The organism is Paenibacillus xinjiangensis, from assembly GCF_059686975.1.
The window spans coordinates 122,270-137,058 of the sequence record NZ_JCAALS010000012.1; the positions used below are offsets into that span (position 1 = coordinate 122,270).

The 14,789-nt window shown below is 47.1% G+C and carries 17 protein-coding genes; 13 read left to right on the forward strand and 4 right to left on the reverse strand.

What is annotated here, in order from left to right:
- Positions 1 to 17: 17 nt before the first annotated feature.
- Positions 18 to 755, reverse strand: a complete 738-nt coding sequence (locus AC6ESP_RS14025; RefSeq protein ID WP_497097357.1) for an HAD family hydrolase — start codon at positions 753 to 755, stop codon at positions 18 to 20.
- 144 nt (positions 756 to 899) lie between these two features.
- Here AC6ESP_RS14025 and AC6ESP_RS14030 point away from each other — a divergent pair, with 144 nt between their 5' ends.
- Entirely contained in the window at positions 900 to 1,025 is a 126-nt protein-coding gene (locus AC6ESP_RS14030) for a hypothetical protein (RefSeq protein ID WP_497097358.1), read from the forward strand.
- Positions 1,026 to 1,086: 61 nt separating this feature from the next.
- Here the strand turns inward: AC6ESP_RS14030 and AC6ESP_RS14035 are convergent, their stop codons facing one another.
- Positions 1,087 to 1,311 (reverse strand): hypothetical protein, encoded by a 225-nt coding sequence (locus AC6ESP_RS14035; RefSeq protein WP_497097359.1) that lies wholly within the window; start codon positions 1,309 to 1,311, stop codon positions 1,087 to 1,089.
- A 161-nt stretch (positions 1,312 to 1,472) separates the two neighbouring features.
- On the opposite strand from AC6ESP_RS14035, the gene AC6ESP_RS14040 reads away from it, so the two are divergent.
- The 11 genes from AC6ESP_RS14040 (at position 1,473) to AC6ESP_RS14090 (ending at position 11,809) form a co-directional block, all read left to right on the forward strand.
- The gene (locus tag AC6ESP_RS14040; protein WP_497097360.1) at positions 1,473 to 2,198 is read left to right on the forward strand and encodes a phosphonate ABC transporter ATP-binding protein; all 726 of its coding nucleotides are present in this window, start codon (positions 1,473 to 1,475) and stop codon (positions 2,196 to 2,198) included.
- Complete coding sequence (locus AC6ESP_RS14045; protein WP_497097361.1) at positions 2,195 to 2,707, forward strand: GNAT family N-acetyltransferase; 513 nt, start codon at positions 2,195 to 2,197, stop codon at positions 2,705 to 2,707. The genes AC6ESP_RS14040 and AC6ESP_RS14045 overlap by 4 nt, the downstream gene beginning before the upstream one ends.
- Positions 2,708 to 2,722: 15 nt before the next feature.
- A complete protein-coding gene (locus tag AC6ESP_RS14050; protein ID WP_497097362.1) occupies positions 2,723 to 3,334 on the forward strand; it encodes a DUF3298 and DUF4163 domain-containing protein in 612 nt (203 codons plus the stop codon).
- Between the two features lie 47 nt (positions 3,335 to 3,381).
- Positions 3,382 to 3,678, forward strand: coding sequence for a hypothetical protein (locus tag AC6ESP_RS14055; RefSeq protein ID WP_497097363.1), 297 nt, complete (start codon positions 3,382 to 3,384; stop codon positions 3,676 to 3,678).
- Positions 3,679 to 3,789: 111 nt separating this feature from the next.
- On the forward strand, positions 3,790 to 5,412 hold the full coding sequence (locus tag AC6ESP_RS14060; RefSeq protein WP_497097364.1) for an amino acid permease: 1,623 nt from the start codon (positions 3,790 to 3,792) through the stop codon (positions 5,410 to 5,412).
- A gap of 273 nt (positions 5,413 to 5,685) precedes the next feature.
- Complete coding sequence (locus tag AC6ESP_RS14065; protein WP_497097365.1) at positions 5,686 to 6,372, forward strand: MOSC domain-containing protein; 687 nt, start codon at positions 5,686 to 5,688, stop codon at positions 6,370 to 6,372.
- Entirely contained in the window at positions 6,369 to 7,370 is a 1,002-nt protein-coding gene (locus AC6ESP_RS14070; RefSeq protein ID WP_497097366.1) for a phosphotransferase, read from the forward strand. The genes AC6ESP_RS14065 and AC6ESP_RS14070 overlap by 4 nt, the downstream gene beginning before the upstream one ends.
- 37 nt (positions 7,371 to 7,407) lie before the next feature.
- A complete protein-coding gene (locus AC6ESP_RS14075; protein ID WP_497097367.1) occupies positions 7,408 to 8,331 on the forward strand; it encodes a polysaccharide deacetylase family protein in 924 nt (307 codons plus the stop codon).
- A gap of 47 nt (positions 8,332 to 8,378) precedes the next feature.
- Positions 8,379 to 9,338, forward strand: a complete 960-nt coding sequence (locus AC6ESP_RS14080) for an AAA family ATPase (protein ID WP_497097419.1) — start codon at positions 8,379 to 8,381, stop codon at positions 9,336 to 9,338.
- A 12-nt stretch (positions 9,339 to 9,350) separates the two neighbouring features.
- A complete protein-coding gene (locus AC6ESP_RS14085) occupies positions 9,351 to 10,457 on the forward strand; it encodes a DUF58 domain-containing protein (protein ID WP_497097368.1) in 1,107 nt (368 codons plus the stop codon).
- Complete coding sequence (locus AC6ESP_RS14090; RefSeq protein ID WP_497097369.1) at positions 10,454 to 11,809, forward strand: DUF4129 domain-containing protein; 1,356 nt, start codon at positions 10,454 to 10,456, stop codon at positions 11,807 to 11,809. Before AC6ESP_RS14085 ends, AC6ESP_RS14090 begins: the two co-directional genes overlap by 4 nt.
- 9 nt (positions 11,810 to 11,818) lie before the next feature.
- Here the strand turns inward: AC6ESP_RS14090 and AC6ESP_RS14095 are convergent, their stop codons facing one another.
- Complete coding sequence (locus AC6ESP_RS14095; protein ID WP_497097370.1) at positions 11,819 to 12,808, reverse strand: YpdA family putative bacillithiol disulfide reductase; 990 nt, start codon at positions 12,806 to 12,808, stop codon at positions 11,819 to 11,821.
- A 141-nt stretch (positions 12,809 to 12,949) separates the two neighbouring features.
- Between AC6ESP_RS14095 and AC6ESP_RS14100 the strand changes: the two genes are divergently transcribed.
- The gene (locus tag AC6ESP_RS14100; protein WP_497097371.1) at positions 12,950 to 13,480 is read left to right on the forward strand and encodes an ADP-heptose synthase; all 531 of its coding nucleotides are present in this window, start codon (positions 12,950 to 12,952) and stop codon (positions 13,478 to 13,480) included.
- Positions 13,481 to 13,587: 107 nt separating this feature from the next.
- On the opposite strand, the gene xerS is transcribed toward AC6ESP_RS14100, so the two are convergent.
- On the reverse strand, positions 13,588 to 14,688 hold the full coding sequence (xerS, locus tag AC6ESP_RS14105) for a tyrosine recombinase XerS (protein WP_497097372.1): 1,101 nt from the start codon (positions 14,686 to 14,688) through the stop codon (positions 13,588 to 13,590).
- Positions 14,689 to 14,789 lie beyond the last annotated feature (101 nt).

Consider the following 14,789-nt stretch of genomic DNA (forward strand, 5'->3'; position numbering starts at 1 on the left):
GTGTGCAGCGCCTTTATTTATATACGGTTCAAATAATTATGAATGGTGCCAGGGACCTCGAGCAGCTTGTCCAGTGTGAAGAAGGCACCTTTCGGAGCGACATCGATATTAATGACGTTATACTTCCATTCCGATTGTGTTCGCATATGGATGGCGTGAATGCCAGCTGTTAAAGCGGGGACGACGTCTGTACGAATGGAGTTGCCGATCATCCAAGTCAGAGTACGATCGAATCCGCCGTCGGCTAATATGGACTCCAGTGTCTCACTATTCTTATGACGGCTAATGTAGATGCGATTATCGAAGTATCGCTCTAGCTGCATCTGTTCGATTTTGCGACGTTGTATCGTAATTTCCCCACCAGTGTACAGATGAAGCTTATGTCCTCCAGAGGCAAGAGTATCGAGCGTCTCCTCCATATTCGGATAAGGCTCTGTCTCATGCTCATAGACACTCAGTCCAAGCTTCCAGAGCAAGTCCTCCTCTATTGCCGAGCGCTTGCGTCCTGTCAGATCAGAGAAGTAGATGTAGGTGTCAATAAAAGATTGTGGGAAATGCTCGCTCTTGAAGCCCAGGATGGCTACGCCTGCGATATCAATCTCCGTCTGCATATTCCGAACGGCCTCGGCGTCAATGCCTTCATAGCCTGCAAACCAAGTCGTCATGGCATCTACAAATTGCTCAATTACTGAATAGAAATATTTATTACAGTGAATGAGCGTGTCATCAAGGTCGAAGAATAGATGTTGCTTCATATAGAACACGGCTCCTTTGGCGAAGTGTACGTTGTATGAACAATCTACCGCATTAGGAGCCTCACGTCAACGAACGGGGATTGTATAGGAGAACTACATAAATAATAATCAATATCCACATAATTACAATGGGGGGTGATTGAGATGAGCAAGAGTAACAAGGATTCAACCAATCATGGTAATTCGAGAAAACAAGGATCAGGCGTGAGGCTGTCGAAGCTAGCCAAGCTTCCTCCGAGCCTGAACGGGATTAGCAAACATCTGCCTTAAACAACATGCGAATTAGGGGAGCACAGCACTAGGTTGTGGCGCTCCCCCTAATTATCTTAGGTTATGCATATTTCAATTGTGATGCCGTTAATTGATTCTTAATGTAAGTAATTCTCCGGCGGATATAGAAATCTAAGCTGTCACCCTTCAAATCATTGGGCGAGATCACCTCCTCCGTACGATTATCAATAATCGTCAATGCTCCGTTAGAATAAAACTTGAATGTTAAATCCCGATGTGGCCATCTTTTCTCTTCAAAACGAAAGTTTTCACAATTGCTCTTCATGGTGATCCAGCCTCCTCTAATTTGGTTATGGTTTCAGTGGAAACAGAACATTTGTTCTTACTTTTATTATAGCAAACATTTGTTCGTGTGGAAACTGTTTTTTGTTTACCGTAAACTAGATTAATAGAAACAGCGATGCGTAATACGAAGGGGCGCGAACAATGATTAAGGTAATGAACTTGATGAAGCAAATTCCTGGAGGACCAACCGTCCTTAAACAGATCAGCTTTGAAGCACAGCCTGGACAATTTATCGCCATCAAGGGTGCAAGCGGAAGCGGCAAATCCATGCTCTTGAAATGTCTTTCCATGCAGGAGTCATGGACCAAGGGTTCCTATCAATTCGATGGTGTTGATATTCTGAAGCAAGGATTATCAGGCAAGCTTAAGGTTCGGCGTGAAGTCGCTTACTTGGAGGAGAAGGCTTCGCTGTATCTGAATAAGACAGGCTTGAAGAATGTTATTATCGGCTCTGTTAGCCAGACGCCTGCCTGGAGAAGATGGACAGGGATGATGCGCAATGATGATTATATGGGCGCGATGGATATGATCGAGAAGATGGGCCTGATTGATAAAGCTCATCAACTGGCATCGAAGATGAGCGGCGGAGAGCGTCAGCGGATCGCAATTGCGCGTGCACTCGTGCATGGAGCGAAGGTCATTGTAGCGGATGAGCCAGTAGCGGGCCTTGATCCTCATACAGCCGATAAAGTGCTAAGCGATCTGAAGAAATTGTGCGAGGAACAAGGAGTCATTGTCATCGCTGTGCTGCATCAAGGCGATTGGGCTGAACGGTTCGCCGACCGCATCATTGGGTTGAATAATGGAGAATTAGTTATCGACATTAAAGGAAGAAGATTAACGGAGAGGGAGAAAATGCTTCTGTGAGCCACATTGCGTTAAGACGTATTGAAGCCAGAGAGCTCGAGGAAGCGCTTAATCTGGAACAGAGCTGCTACAATGCTGAGGCAGCGGCAACCCGGGAGGGCTTTGCTTTTCGTCATCAGCGCTATCCCGAATATTTCTGGTCTGCGTGGTCAGACAATCAGCTGCTAGGTATAGCCAATGGGGTGAGAACAGCAGCCTCCAGCTGTGGAGATGAGATGAAAGGTAATCAAGAGGATGCCATAGACGGCAGCAACTTCTGCATTCTAACAGTAGTGGTTGCACAGGGAGCGAGAAGGCAAGGCATCGGTATGCTGCTATTGAAGCGATTGATTGCTGAATGTGAGGCTGCGGGCGTCCAATCGATCCTGTTGATGTGCGAACGTCATCTGATCTCCTTTTATGAGCAGGCGGGATTTGCATACATAAATATAGCAGATTCTACCCATGGTGGAATTGAGTGGCATGAGATGAGGTTAACCTTGCATACAATGGAGCATCTTACCGAATAGGCAGGTGTCTTCTATATGGTATTTCAATCTCCTGTTGTCATCCAATCCTCCCGAGCGACTTTTCCGAAGGCAGAGCTATGGATTCCATACGTGAGCGGAGGGCCTGTTGCCTCGGCAACTAACCTGATTAATGAATCGATTCGACGAAGCGCACAGCAGCTTGTGGCTGATCAAGGCTCCCTTGACGACCCTAGATCAGAGATGCAGGGTTTCTATGAGGTAAAGACAAATGAGAAGGATATTCTCAGTCTCTCGCTGTTCAATTATGCTTATACTGGCGGGGCACACGGCTTGACGCTGCAGAAGTCAATGACGTTCCGAGTCTCAACTGGATATGAATATACACTCGCACAACTGTTCAAACCAGGAAGTCACTATATCAAGCGGCTCTCTGAACTTATTAGTGAACAGATCAAAGAAAGGGATATCAGTACCTTGGTGCCTTTTCAGATGATCAGACCGGATCAGGATTTCTATATTGCCGATAGAGCATTAGTTATTTATTTTGCCCTGTACGAGCTGACGCCATATGCATTTGGATTTCCTTATTTTCCGATCTCTGTATACGACATTCAAGATATCATTCTAGACACAGGGCCTCTTGGCGTGATGGTCCCGAACAATTAGCAGCAAGGCTCCATGAATGGACATGCTCTGAAAGGATGGGTAAGCGGATGAATAGAATGAAATGGTTAGGGATTGCTGTTCATTTGCTGTTAGGTGCGCTGTTCCCATATGTATTCGTAGGCTGCATTATTCTTATCTACGGGTTCATGTCTCCACCAACCTTGTCCCAGAGGCTATGGGGAATTGCTATCGCTCTCGTCTACCTTATGATTCTCTTCATTGTTAACTTCAGAGCGCTGAGACCGCTCCAGACTAGCAAGGACAAATGGTATCGCTTCGCAATGCACGCTATCGTATTCGTACTGGCATGTATCGTAAGCTTCATGGTGCTTCGTATCTATTGATACGAAGCATTTTTTATTGCAGACGGTGCGAAAATTATGGCTTGGGAAAACATGCACGGGACATGAGCGAATGGGGTGGTTCATACCTTATGGATAGGGAGGGGACTGCTTATGATTATGGCATGGCTCGGAATGGCTATATTCGCTGTCGTATGTATGGCAGCATTAGCAGGCGCGATGAAGGCGCAGCAGGGGATACGGTCATCGAGGCATCAGAGTATGACGTCTTACGCCTCTTACATACAAGCACAGCAGGACAAACATGATCTGAATAGATTCGGTCTAGCGCAGCAATTAAGAAGAAAATTAGGAGCGACGGCTTCCTTTGGCTTGTCCTTCAATTCCATTGGATGGATTGGGGCTGCGGTGATTGGTCTTGGACCTGCACTGGAGAGAGGAGGGCCGTCCGTAATAAGCATCGGACTGCCGCTCGCTGCTATATTCGGGCTGGCTGTGAGCGCCTCACTAGCTGAGTTATCGTCAGCCGTGCCAACGTCAGGCGGCGTCTATCATTGGTCGTCTGCGCTGGGCAGGAGACGATGGGGCTTTCATGCAGGCTGGTTCCATATCGCTGGATACATCGCGATGATTGCTCTAATGAACGGTGCATGCGCAGCTGTTCTTGATTCATTGCTGGCAAGCCGATTCGGATATTCGACTTCCATATGGTCTTACAGCCTTCTGACGGCTGCGCTTATCTCCTCGCAAGCGATAGTCAATCATTGGGGCGCCTCTGCTCTGGGATGGCTTCAGCAGGCTGGCATATGGGTTCAAGCGGTGATTGCGTTAGCTCTTATCGGTGGATTGGCCATCTTGTTCTGGCCGGGCTATTATTCGCCGGCCGTATTGTACGCTTTTCAGAACGAATCGTTGACAGGTGCTGTGCCAGTTGCGTCCTTTCTTGGCGGCATATTGTATTTGCAGAAGCTGTTCCTTGGTATGGATGCTGCTGCACAAGGCGCTGAAGAAACGAGTGATCCCCGTATTCGAGTCCCTTGGGCAATCTATATGTCAACGGTATATACCTTTATTATAGGCTTCATCCTACTGCTGTTCCTGACTCTTCTGTTGCCGGCATTTAATGAGCCAGTCATTGCAGGTAGCGGTGGAAGTATAATGGTGGCTGCTGCTCTAGAGATGCTTAGCGGGGCTCCGATAGTCGTAATGGCTATGATGGCAGCTCTGTGGCTTAGCGGCTGCAGTGCGATGACAGTCTGCTCTAGAGCTGTATTCAGCATGGCACGAGATCATGCACTGCCATTGAGCGGGAAATGGGCTCGAGTTGGTGTGAAGACGCAAGCACCAGAGGCAGCCGTATGGTTGTCTGCAGGGACCGCGTTGCTTACTCTTATCACTGCTCGGCTCCTAAGCGTTGACTCAACAGCCTTCTTATTCGGATTCATGCTCATATGCTTGAATGCTGCTTATGCGATACCGCTTGCACTCAAAATAAACCTCAAAGGCGAGCATCAGCTTCTGAAGGAGGCTCCATGGCATCTTGGGAAATGGAGCTTTACGGTGAATGTAATGGCTTTCCTATGGCTCGCATTGACAGGACTAGGCTCCATACTCGTATTCGGGATAGGAGGAGCAGTCGCTGCTGGCATTCTGCTGATCTTCACGCTACTGGCGGATTTGAAATTCCGCACGCGTCATCTCGCGAGGCTCCAGAGCCGGTTGAAGCGTCCACGCGGGGACATTATTAGGATGGAGCGCAAGTTCCATGTTGATTAATTGTCGGAAAATTGAGGAAATAGATTTGAGGAAATAAATCGAAGAAACGAACGCTCTTATTTCCCGGGGAAGCGCAGGATATTACACAATGGAAACGATTTCGACATGAGCGAATCGAATGCTACAAAACGTGTCGAATCACGATGGTACAATAGATGTAATTGAACTATAGTTAATGTCATTAATAAATGAGTAGCATATTATTCTTTGCCAACTTCTCCTTAAAGCTATTATAATAGAACTACGTATAAATAGGTCAGGAGGGCATTCCAGTTGTTCATTCAAGCTAACCAAAGCTACATTGTATCCCTTAATGTGGGAATGCCTGTAGCAGCAGCGTATGGTTCGAAAGAGATTCAGACGGGTATTTTTAAAAGACCATCTCATAACCTTCATCAGCTCCATAGTGGTGGTATAACAGGGGACGGTCAAGGTGATCTTGTGAATCATGGGGGACCTGATAAAGCTGTATGTGTATATTTACACAAGCATTATCCTTATTGGGAGCAGCAGCTCGAACGCCAGCTGGAACTAGGATCATTCGGCGAGAACTGGACGTTAGCGGATTGGTCGGAGGATGATCTATGCATTGGAGATATCTTAGAAGCGGGTCATACGCTCGTTCAAGTCAGCCAGCCAAGACAACCATGCTACAAGCTCGGACTGCGTCATCAGAGGCCTGAGCTAACCGAGCAGGTTCGGATAACGGGATATACCGGCTTGTATTTCCGAGTTCTGAGAGAAGGCAATATTCAGAGCGGTGATCGGGTTCATGTCGTTACACGCCATCCTGCTGCTATGACAATATCAGAAGCTAATCGTATTATGTACAAGGACAAAGATGACTTGGCAGGACTGCAGACTTTGCTAGCCGTAGAGGAGCTTGCTGACAGCTGGCGTAAGACGTTAACGAGTCGATTGCAGCGTCTCCTGGAGGAGCAAGGGGGCACGAGTATTTGACGAGGGAAGCTGTTGCCGAGTATGTAGAGCAGTACCAGCTTGATGCAGATTGGTTCATTGAGCCGGGAAATAACGGAATGAATAATACAACGCGAATGATTGTAGCTAATGATCGCATATATGTTCTGCGCATATACAATAACCACAAAGACAAGCCAACTGTCCTGCTGGAGCATGAACTATTGAAAGCGCTACAGCTTACAGAGCCAGCTTTCTATGTGCCTATTCCAGTCGCTAATCAGAATGGCGAGACGGTGACGATAGGTGAAGACGGAACGCTGGCAGCTCTCTATCATTTCATAGCAGGCGAGCGACCATCGGTTGGAAATCCAGCCCATATATCTTCTCTTGGCCGTGCAGCTGCCGCTCTGACATTGGCTTTAAGCCAAGTGAAGCTTCAGAATAAGCCCATCTATCAGCCTTATTATATGCTGGAAGAAACATATGCTGCATTAAGCAGGGAAGAGATGCAGTCCGTCTCTGCCTCTGCGTCCGTGCTGCAAGAGAGAGCTTCGAAATTCGAGTCCTTGCAGCGCCAACGTGACGATCTTCTATCTGCAATGGACAGCATTACAAAGCTTCCCCAACAATGGATACATGGTGATCTAAACTTTAGTAATGCTGTTGCAGTGGGCGATAAAGTTATCGGAATACTCGATTTCGAGTTCAGTACGATAGATGTTCGTCCAATGGAATTAGCTGTAGTCATCGTCGATCTGATTGGCGAGGATGAATCTTTGACCATGAGCCAAATTACGCTATTCTGTGAAGGCTATGGTTCATTGCTTAAGCTAACGGAGCAGGAAATCATTAGTATGCCTGTATTGATCAAGCTGCGCATGCTGGATATTACCCTGCATTTTGCAACGCGTTGGAAGGAACGGTTGGATGATGCTGACGTACTCGCTCGTATCGCAGACCAAGCATACCGAGTATGTGAGTGGGTAGATCATAATGAACAAAGCTTGAAGCAGCTGTGTCATAGACTGTTGGGTTAGATAACTGTTCGATCATATCGAAGGAGGATGAGTGAGTATGAATGTAGCGACGTCACTAGGCTATGGGAGCGAAGAACGGTTATTAATCGTTAATGCGGATGATTATGGACTGTGCCAATCCGTCAATTCGGGTATCCAGCAATTGCTTCAAGAGCAGGCAGTAAGCTCAGCGACCATTATGATGCCGTGCAGAGCCTCGAAGGATGCAGCTGAATGGAGCGCAAGAAATCCTAATTATGATGTCGGCATTCATTTCACATTCACAAGCGAGTGGAACTCTTATCGATGGGGGCCAATAAATCGCGGAGCAGCAGCTCAGTCACTTATTACAAGTGAAGGGTTTTTCCCGAAAGACAGCAAAACCTTCGAAGAGAAGGCAGTTGCTGAGCAAGTGAGAAGCGAGCTCATTGCCCAGATTGAAACCGCCCTTCAATACGGTATGCAGCCTACACATGCAGATAACCATATGGGAAGCTTATATGGCTTGGAGACAGGACGTCATTTCCTAGACGTTGTTCTTGAGGTGTGCGCCAAGTATGGATTACCATTCCGTCTCCCAAGGCAGCTGGCAGTAGGCAATGGGCAAATGGCTCCACCTGAGAAGGCTGAGCAGGCAAGACAGCTCGGGCTTCTGGCTGATTCTATGGGAGTTGTGGTGCTGGATTATCTCGTAGGGCTTCCATTCCAGCTGCAGAAGGGGGAAACCTATCTGTCGCTCAAGGAAGATATGAAGAAGCTGCTAAGCAGCTTGCAGCCAGGTGTTACAGAGCTTATCATACATCCTTCCTTGGTCACAGACGAGCTACTAGCCTTTCACGGTCAACCGGAGAAAAGGGGAATGGAATACCAATTATTCCGTGACGAAGACATTCAGAAGTCGATCAAGGCTGAAGGAATACGAATCATCCGTTGGAGTGATCTGCAAAAGCTTCAGCGCGCAAAAACCGGATGGAGAAAGTAAGTCGAACTAATGAAGCGAATAGTCGCATCTACAAAGGAGCTGCTGAAATGCCCTATCGTTCGGTTACACAATTAGCTGCACAACTCAGAGAGAACATCGGCCGTGTTATTGTCGGCAAAAATCAAGTGGTTGATCTGCTGTTCATCGCTCTCGTCACCTCTGGCCATGTGCTGTTAGAGGATGTCCCAGGGACGGGGAAGACGCTGCTGGCTAAGTCCCTGGCGAAGTCACTGCAGCTGCAGTTCCGGCGTGTTCAATTCACGCCGGATTTGCTGCCATCTGATCTTAGTGGTATTAATTTCTACAATCAGAAAGAAGGAAGCTTCGAATTCCGTCCAGGACCACTCTTCACGAATCTGCTGCTTGCTGATGAGATTAACCGGGCAACGCCAAGAACACAGTCAAGTCTGCTAGAGTGTATGGAGGAGCGTCAGATTAGTATAGATGGTGAAACCAAACGATTGGACAAGCCATTCATGGTTATTGCAACGCAGAATCCTGTTGAGCATCAAGGTACATTCCAGCTGCCGGAAGCTCAGCTAGATCGGTTCCTGTTCAAAATTCAGATGGGCTATCCGACTACGGATGAGGCCGTTCAGATTCTGAAGCGGTTCAAGGTCAGTGATCCACTCGAAGAGCTGCAACCAGCAGCTGATTCCGGAATGATAGCAGAAGCTCAGCGGCTGTACCCAACTGTCCGCGTAACCGATGATTTATTGCTCTATATGCTGCAGATCGTCGAACAAACTAGGGTACGCGATGAGGTCACGATCGGCGTAAGTCCTCGAGGCAGTCAAGCGCTGCTTAGAGCCTCTCAGGTGTACGCCATTCTACAGGGCCGTGATTTCGTAACGCCGGATGATGTGAAGGCGATGGCGAAGCCTGTGCTGGCACATCGGCTAGCGCTTCGAGGCTTACAGCGCACGCAGCGTAATGCTGAGAGCATCATTGAGGATATTATCAATCGCATAGAAGTGCCTGCTGAGGCAGGCATTGCTGCCCGTTAGGCCGGCACAGCGATGATTCTATTCTGGTTCATTGTATCGGCCATTCTCTTACTGTACTTGCAAAGCAAAGTATTCAATCGTTATGGGCTTCGCAATATTAGCTATACAAGGCAGTTCCAGAAACGGACATGCTTCCGCGGGGATACGATTGAGCTTGTCGAGCAGCTTAAGAATGAGAAGTGGCTGCCGGTTCCCTGGCTTCGTCTAGAATCGCAATTGTCTGCCAAGCTTCGATTCCATCAACAGGATAACCTGGATGTTAGCAGCGGGCAGCTATCTCAGAATCATAAAAGCTTCTTCACGCTTATGCCACATACGAAGATCACGCGAAGACATCGCATGGTCTGCGAGAAGCGTGGCTGGTACAAGCTTGAATCTGTGTCGATGACAGGTGGAGATCTGCTTGGACTGATGAACAAGACGAAGCAGATTGCTCTGCAAGGGCAGTTAATTGTCTATCCATTGCCAGCGGAGGTTCCTATCCATGAGCTGCCTTCACATAGCTGGCAGGGGGATACTTCGGTTCGACGTTGGATTATTGAAGATCCCTTCGTCATCACTGGAGCGAGGGATTATAGAGCGGGAGATTCCTATAAGCAGGTGAACTGGAAGGCAACAGCACGAGCGGGACGTATGCAGGTGCATCAATATGATTATACAGCGGATAGAAAGCTTATGATCTACCTGAACGCCGAGGATACGGATGGCATGTGGCGTACAGTCAATAATGAATCCCTTATTGAACGAGGTATCGAGTGGGCAGCAGGAGCTGCGCAAGCGGTCGTTCTGAGTGGGATGGAAGCAGGCTTTGCGACTAATATGAATCTGGTGGGAGAGCTGGAGAGCACCGTAATTGAACCGCGTGGAGGCAATGAACATTTATTCGATCTGTTCGAGGCAATGGCCAAGCTTGAGCTCACAAGAACAGAGAGGTTCAATGACATGCTTGAGCGAGAGGCAGATGCCGGTTATTCGCAGCGGGATATCCTAATTCTGTCCGCTTATTGGAATGACCAAATGGAGCTTCAAGCAGAGCGTCTTAGCGCCAATGGCAATTCGGTCGTGTTCTGGCAGCTAACCGATCAATTGCTGGCAGGAGAGGCAGGTGCATCTGGATGAATCGAATAGAGCTTCGTTATCCCGCTTTGGCTGCACTGCTGAAGGGTATCGTAGAAACACTGTTCTATACGCCGCTGCTGCTTATAGCAGCCGTATACTCGCTTTCAGGTAATTGGGCTGCTCTATGGCTTCTAACTCTGCCTCTCGTATATATGGCTGGTAGTGTGAGTATCGTGAAGCTCAAGAAAGATCGACGAATTTACCGTCTGCTTATAGCGCTTGCTGGCGGTGTTATTCATACCGGAATGACTGCCATTCTAATGAATATCAATAATGAAGCAATAAGCTATTATACGCCTGGACTTGTAATACTTGGAGCTATAATCACCTATCGAGGTATTCAACAATCTGCCAAGGGATGGTTATTATCCTTCCCTAATCAGGTAATGTTCTATGGATTAACAGCATCAATTATCGTCCAAATACTTAGGAAGCCACTAACAAGCCTTGCTTCCTATAGCTTGCTATTGACGATCTGCGGAATTGCGGCTGTTATTACAACATTGTATCTCGTGAATGAACGATTATTATCCAGTGAAACGGATGCCAGCGGTAAGGTGACCCAATCAACAGCAGCTGCTTTCAAAAGGCAGAATCGTGTGATGATCAGCATCGCAGTAGTTATACTGCTTATTATCAGCTTGTTCCGCCAGCTGCAACAGGGTGTTGAAGCACTTGTCACTTCTCTTGCTGCCAAGATTATGGAATGGTTCAATCGTCCTGAAGAGGAGATACCGGCAGAGCCTGAGCAAGGGCAGGAGATTATTCCCCCTACGTCAATGCTAACAGACGAAGTGAAGGAACCAGCAGCATGGATGCTGTGGATCGAGCAAGCGATGAAGGTAATCGGTATTATTATTGTTATTATTCTCGTTCTAGTGGGTCTTTACTTTGCATGCCGTGGATTGTGGAAGCTTGGAAGGAAGCTCTATCTTCAGCTGCTGGAGCGTTCTGCGGAGAAACGAAGTCAAGAAGCAGGTTATACGGATGAAGTTGAAAGCTTAATGACATTAAACAAATGGTCAGATGAGCTGCGGAATTCAGTGAATAGACTATTCTCAGGTAGACGGGGAAAAGAAGGCCAATGGGGCGAGCAAATGAATGGAGCGGAGCGGGTACGCTATTTGTACAGTAGACTGCTCAAGAGTCAAGCCCAGAAGGGGTATGCGATACAAGCACATCTAACGCCTAAGGAAACAGCGGATGATCTGATGCATTGGCGCAATCAATCGAATCCGTCTGCTGATGAGCAAGAGCTTGTACATCTGTACGAAGAAGTTCGATATGGAGATCAGCAGCCGGATTCGGATAAAATTGCCGCACTTAAGAAACGACTTGATGAGGTGCGTTAATAACGATAATTAAAGGGATGTATGGCTTGGCAATCTTTTGATATGCTCTGCAATTTTGTTGCCGTGAAAGCGTCCCGATTCAATGAAAATTTCATTCGCTACATGTTTGGAGGCGACGACACCGGCTAAGAACAGATTCGGTACGTTCGTCTCCATCGTTTCTTCATTGAAGAAAGGATAGCCTTCTGGAGCCATAGCAACACCTGTCTTCGTTAAAAACTCACGATCAGGGTGGAAACCAGTCATCGCTAATACGAAATCATTCTTTATAGTAGTTATGCCATCAGGTCTTTCAATAATCACGCTGCGTTGATCAATTTCAATGACACGCGATTGGAAGAGCATTTTAATATTTCCTTTATCCACTTTCCCTTCAAATCCCGGTCTAACCCACGGTTTAATGCTTGAAGAATATCCCTCTCCCCGATAGATGACCGTTACCTTCGCACCCACTCGCTCTAATTCGAGTGCGGCATCAATGGCCGAGTTGCTTCCACCAATAATCGCTACCTCCATGCCCGTATAGGGATGTGGTTCCCGGAAGAAGTGGGTGACTTTGTCCAAATGCTCACCAGGTATTCCAAGATAGTTGGGATTATCGAAGTATCCAGTTGCAACCACGACATAGCGGCTGAAGTAGGTTTTGGACTCACCGTGCCGATTGACACTATTGACCTGGAAGCCTCCGTTTACTCGTTCAATCTGTGTCACTGTCTCATATGCGTTAATTCGCAGCTCATGCCGAAGAGCAACGGTCCGGTAATAATTAATGGCCTCAAGCCGGTAGGGCTTCTCATTGGGACTTGTGAAGGGCACATTGCCAATCTCCAGACGATCGGTTGTACTGAAAAACTGCATGTATGTAGGGTACTGTGAAATGGAATGGACCATATTGTTCTTCTCGATAATCAACGGGGATAGTCCGATACGTTGCAATTCTATTCCAGCGGCTAAGCCGCAAGGTCCTGATCCAATTATAATGGCTTCTTCTCTGTCCATATCTGCTCCTCCTGTATTCGAATATGAATAATTGTACAGCGCAGAGTGGAAATAACGCAAATTTGGCGTATGGCTATCTTGTACAGGTTATGGAATATTGTATAATAATGTGGAACCGTTCTTACTGAAGGAGGAGCAAACATGCGGCGGCGATTTGTCATTGAAGCAGTCATGGTAGCAACGTATGGTCATCTTCTCGTCCCGAGCCGTCCGATCGATTACGTTGTGCCTTATTCATCGATATTGGAGCTTTATGATATGAGAGACGGATCAGATCCAGTAATGGATGATCCCGAGGATGATTTTCATGTTAAAAATAAAATTGTAGAGCTGATCACTTTTTTCGAGGACCCGCTTAACCGTAAAAAAATTGAACGTACGATGCAGGTGCCATGGCGGGAGAGCTCGCCACTGCTGCTTAGCGATACGATACAATTCACAGTTGTTCATGCGGTAGATAATGCGCATTATGGTGAGTATTTCGACCCGATTGAAACCGAGCTTCTGCTGACTGGAACGAAGCTTAATCTACCGCTCTTATCGGATCAGTTCGAATTCCAGGAGAAGCTGATTGAAGCTGAGGTTCCTGTGCAGGTGTACGATATCGAGGATTTCGAATTCGCAGTCGAGCAAGGGATATCGACAGCGGATGCGGGATGGACGAATGATTAGCAACGAACAAGAAATAATAAGTGACTTCTTCATAGAACTCCAATAGAACTCGAATACAACAACAAACGAGCTGCATAAGATGCAGCTCGTTTGTTGTTTGAAGAATATTAATTAACAGCTTGTTCACTGGCGCGTTTGATCCGATCGATGGCTTCCGCCATCGTCTTATCGGTCAGATGGGCGTAGATCTGCGTTGTTTCTGGAGAAGCGTGACCGAGCTGCTCTTGGGTCATATAGATATCGTTGCGCAAATAATAATCGGTAGCGAACGAGTGACGCAGCTTATGTACGGAGAGGTAAGGCTTGCCGAACCGTTTCGCGTATTTGATTACCATTTCCTGAATGGCACGTTTGGTCATTCTCGAGCCTTCTTTTTTGCCATTCGCAATGGCTAGAAAGAGGGCTTTTTCACGTTTAGGCGCTTTATAATGCGTATCCCTCATACGCAAATAATCGGTAATATCGTCTACTGCTTCTTGACGGAAGTAGACAGGTGTCTTGAAGGTATCGTCATTCTTACCTTTGCGATAAACATAGGCGAGCTTCTTCTTCACATCAATATCATCTGTATTGAGATTCACGAGCTCGGATACACGAAGACCGGAATGCAGAATTAAGCTGATAATACAGGCATCGCGTGTCTGATTGAGCTTATAGGAATAGAGAGCCTGCTTGTTCGTGGAGACATCCTTCTCATAATCATGGTGAATGTAAGCTAGGAATTCAGAAATTTCTTCTTCCTGCAGCAGCTTGCCCTCCAGCTTAGCCGCCGTATCCTTCGGTTTGCTTGTCCGCTTAATAGATACCTTCGCCATCACATTGCGCTTCAATAATGGATAAAACTCGTCATCCTCGGCGATCTGGCTCAAATAATGAAAGAGAGAGCGTAAGGAGGACAATCTGCGAGTAATCGTCGTTCGTGTATTCGAATGGCTGGGATGCGTGGATAGAAACATTCGGAAGCTATCTATACTGTCCATGTGAAGCCGCTCCAGCTCAATTAGCTCGACTTCCTTGACGGAGGAGGCTTGTGACAGCCCTTCCGAGATCAGCCAAGACATGAACAGATCATAATCTCTCACATATTCGAGCAAAGAAGATGGAGAGAGGTCGGGAAGCTTGTAATTCACGAATTTCTCAACATACCAGGGCATGCTCGGAACTCGCTTGTCCAGCTCTTGACGGTCTTTTACTTTGATCACATTCATTGCTTGCACCTCGCTTCTTAACTTCCTATATTGTACCAAAATCCATGGAGCAGGAACAATGTTATATAGGAAGATATAGGCTTCCATCCTGCAAACACAAG

What these genes read in the sequence shown, in the direction of transcription:
- AC6ESP_RS14025 (WP_497097357.1), bottom strand. Translation starts at nt 755, where the DNA reads ATGAAGCAACATCTATTCTTCGACCTTGATGACACGCTCATTCACTGT.
- AC6ESP_RS14030 (WP_497097358.1), top strand. Translation starts at nt 900, where the DNA reads ATGAGCAAGAGTAACAAGGATTCAACCAATCATGGTAATTCGAGAAAA.
- AC6ESP_RS14035 (WP_497097359.1), bottom strand. Translation starts at nt 1,311, where the DNA reads ATGAAGAGCAATTGTGAAAACTTTCGTTTTGAAGAGAAAAGATGGCCA.
- AC6ESP_RS14040 (WP_497097360.1), top strand. Translation starts at nt 1,473, where the DNA reads ATGATTAAGGTAATGAACTTGATGAAGCAAATTCCTGGAGGACCAACC.
- AC6ESP_RS14050 (WP_497097362.1), top strand. Translation starts at nt 2,723, where the DNA reads ATGGTATTTCAATCTCCTGTTGTCATCCAATCCTCCCGAGCGACTTTT.
- AC6ESP_RS14055 (WP_497097363.1), top strand. Translation starts at nt 3,382, where the DNA reads ATGAATAGAATGAAATGGTTAGGGATTGCTGTTCATTTGCTGTTAGGT.
- AC6ESP_RS14060 (WP_497097364.1), top strand. Translation starts at nt 3,790, where the DNA reads ATGATTATGGCATGGCTCGGAATGGCTATATTCGCTGTCGTATGTATG.
- AC6ESP_RS14075 (WP_497097367.1), top strand. Translation starts at nt 7,408, where the DNA reads ATGAATGTAGCGACGTCACTAGGCTATGGGAGCGAAGAACGGTTATTA.
- AC6ESP_RS14080 (WP_497097419.1), top strand. Translation starts at nt 8,379, where the DNA reads ATGCCCTATCGTTCGGTTACACAATTAGCTGCACAACTCAGAGAGAAC.
- AC6ESP_RS14085 (WP_497097368.1), top strand. Translation starts at nt 9,351, where the DNA reads ATGATTCTATTCTGGTTCATTGTATCGGCCATTCTCTTACTGTACTTG.
- AC6ESP_RS14090 (WP_497097369.1), top strand. Translation starts at nt 10,454, where the DNA reads ATGAATCGAATAGAGCTTCGTTATCCCGCTTTGGCTGCACTGCTGAAG.
- AC6ESP_RS14095 (WP_497097370.1), bottom strand. Translation starts at nt 12,808, where the DNA reads ATGGACAGAGAAGAAGCCATTATAATTGGATCAGGACCTTGCGGCTTA.
- AC6ESP_RS14100 (WP_497097371.1), top strand. Translation starts at nt 12,950, where the DNA reads ATGCGGCGGCGATTTGTCATTGAAGCAGTCATGGTAGCAACGTATGGT.
- xerS (WP_497097372.1), bottom strand. Translation starts at nt 14,688, where the DNA reads ATGAATGTGATCAAAGTAAAAGACCGTCAAGAGCTGGACAAGCGAGTT.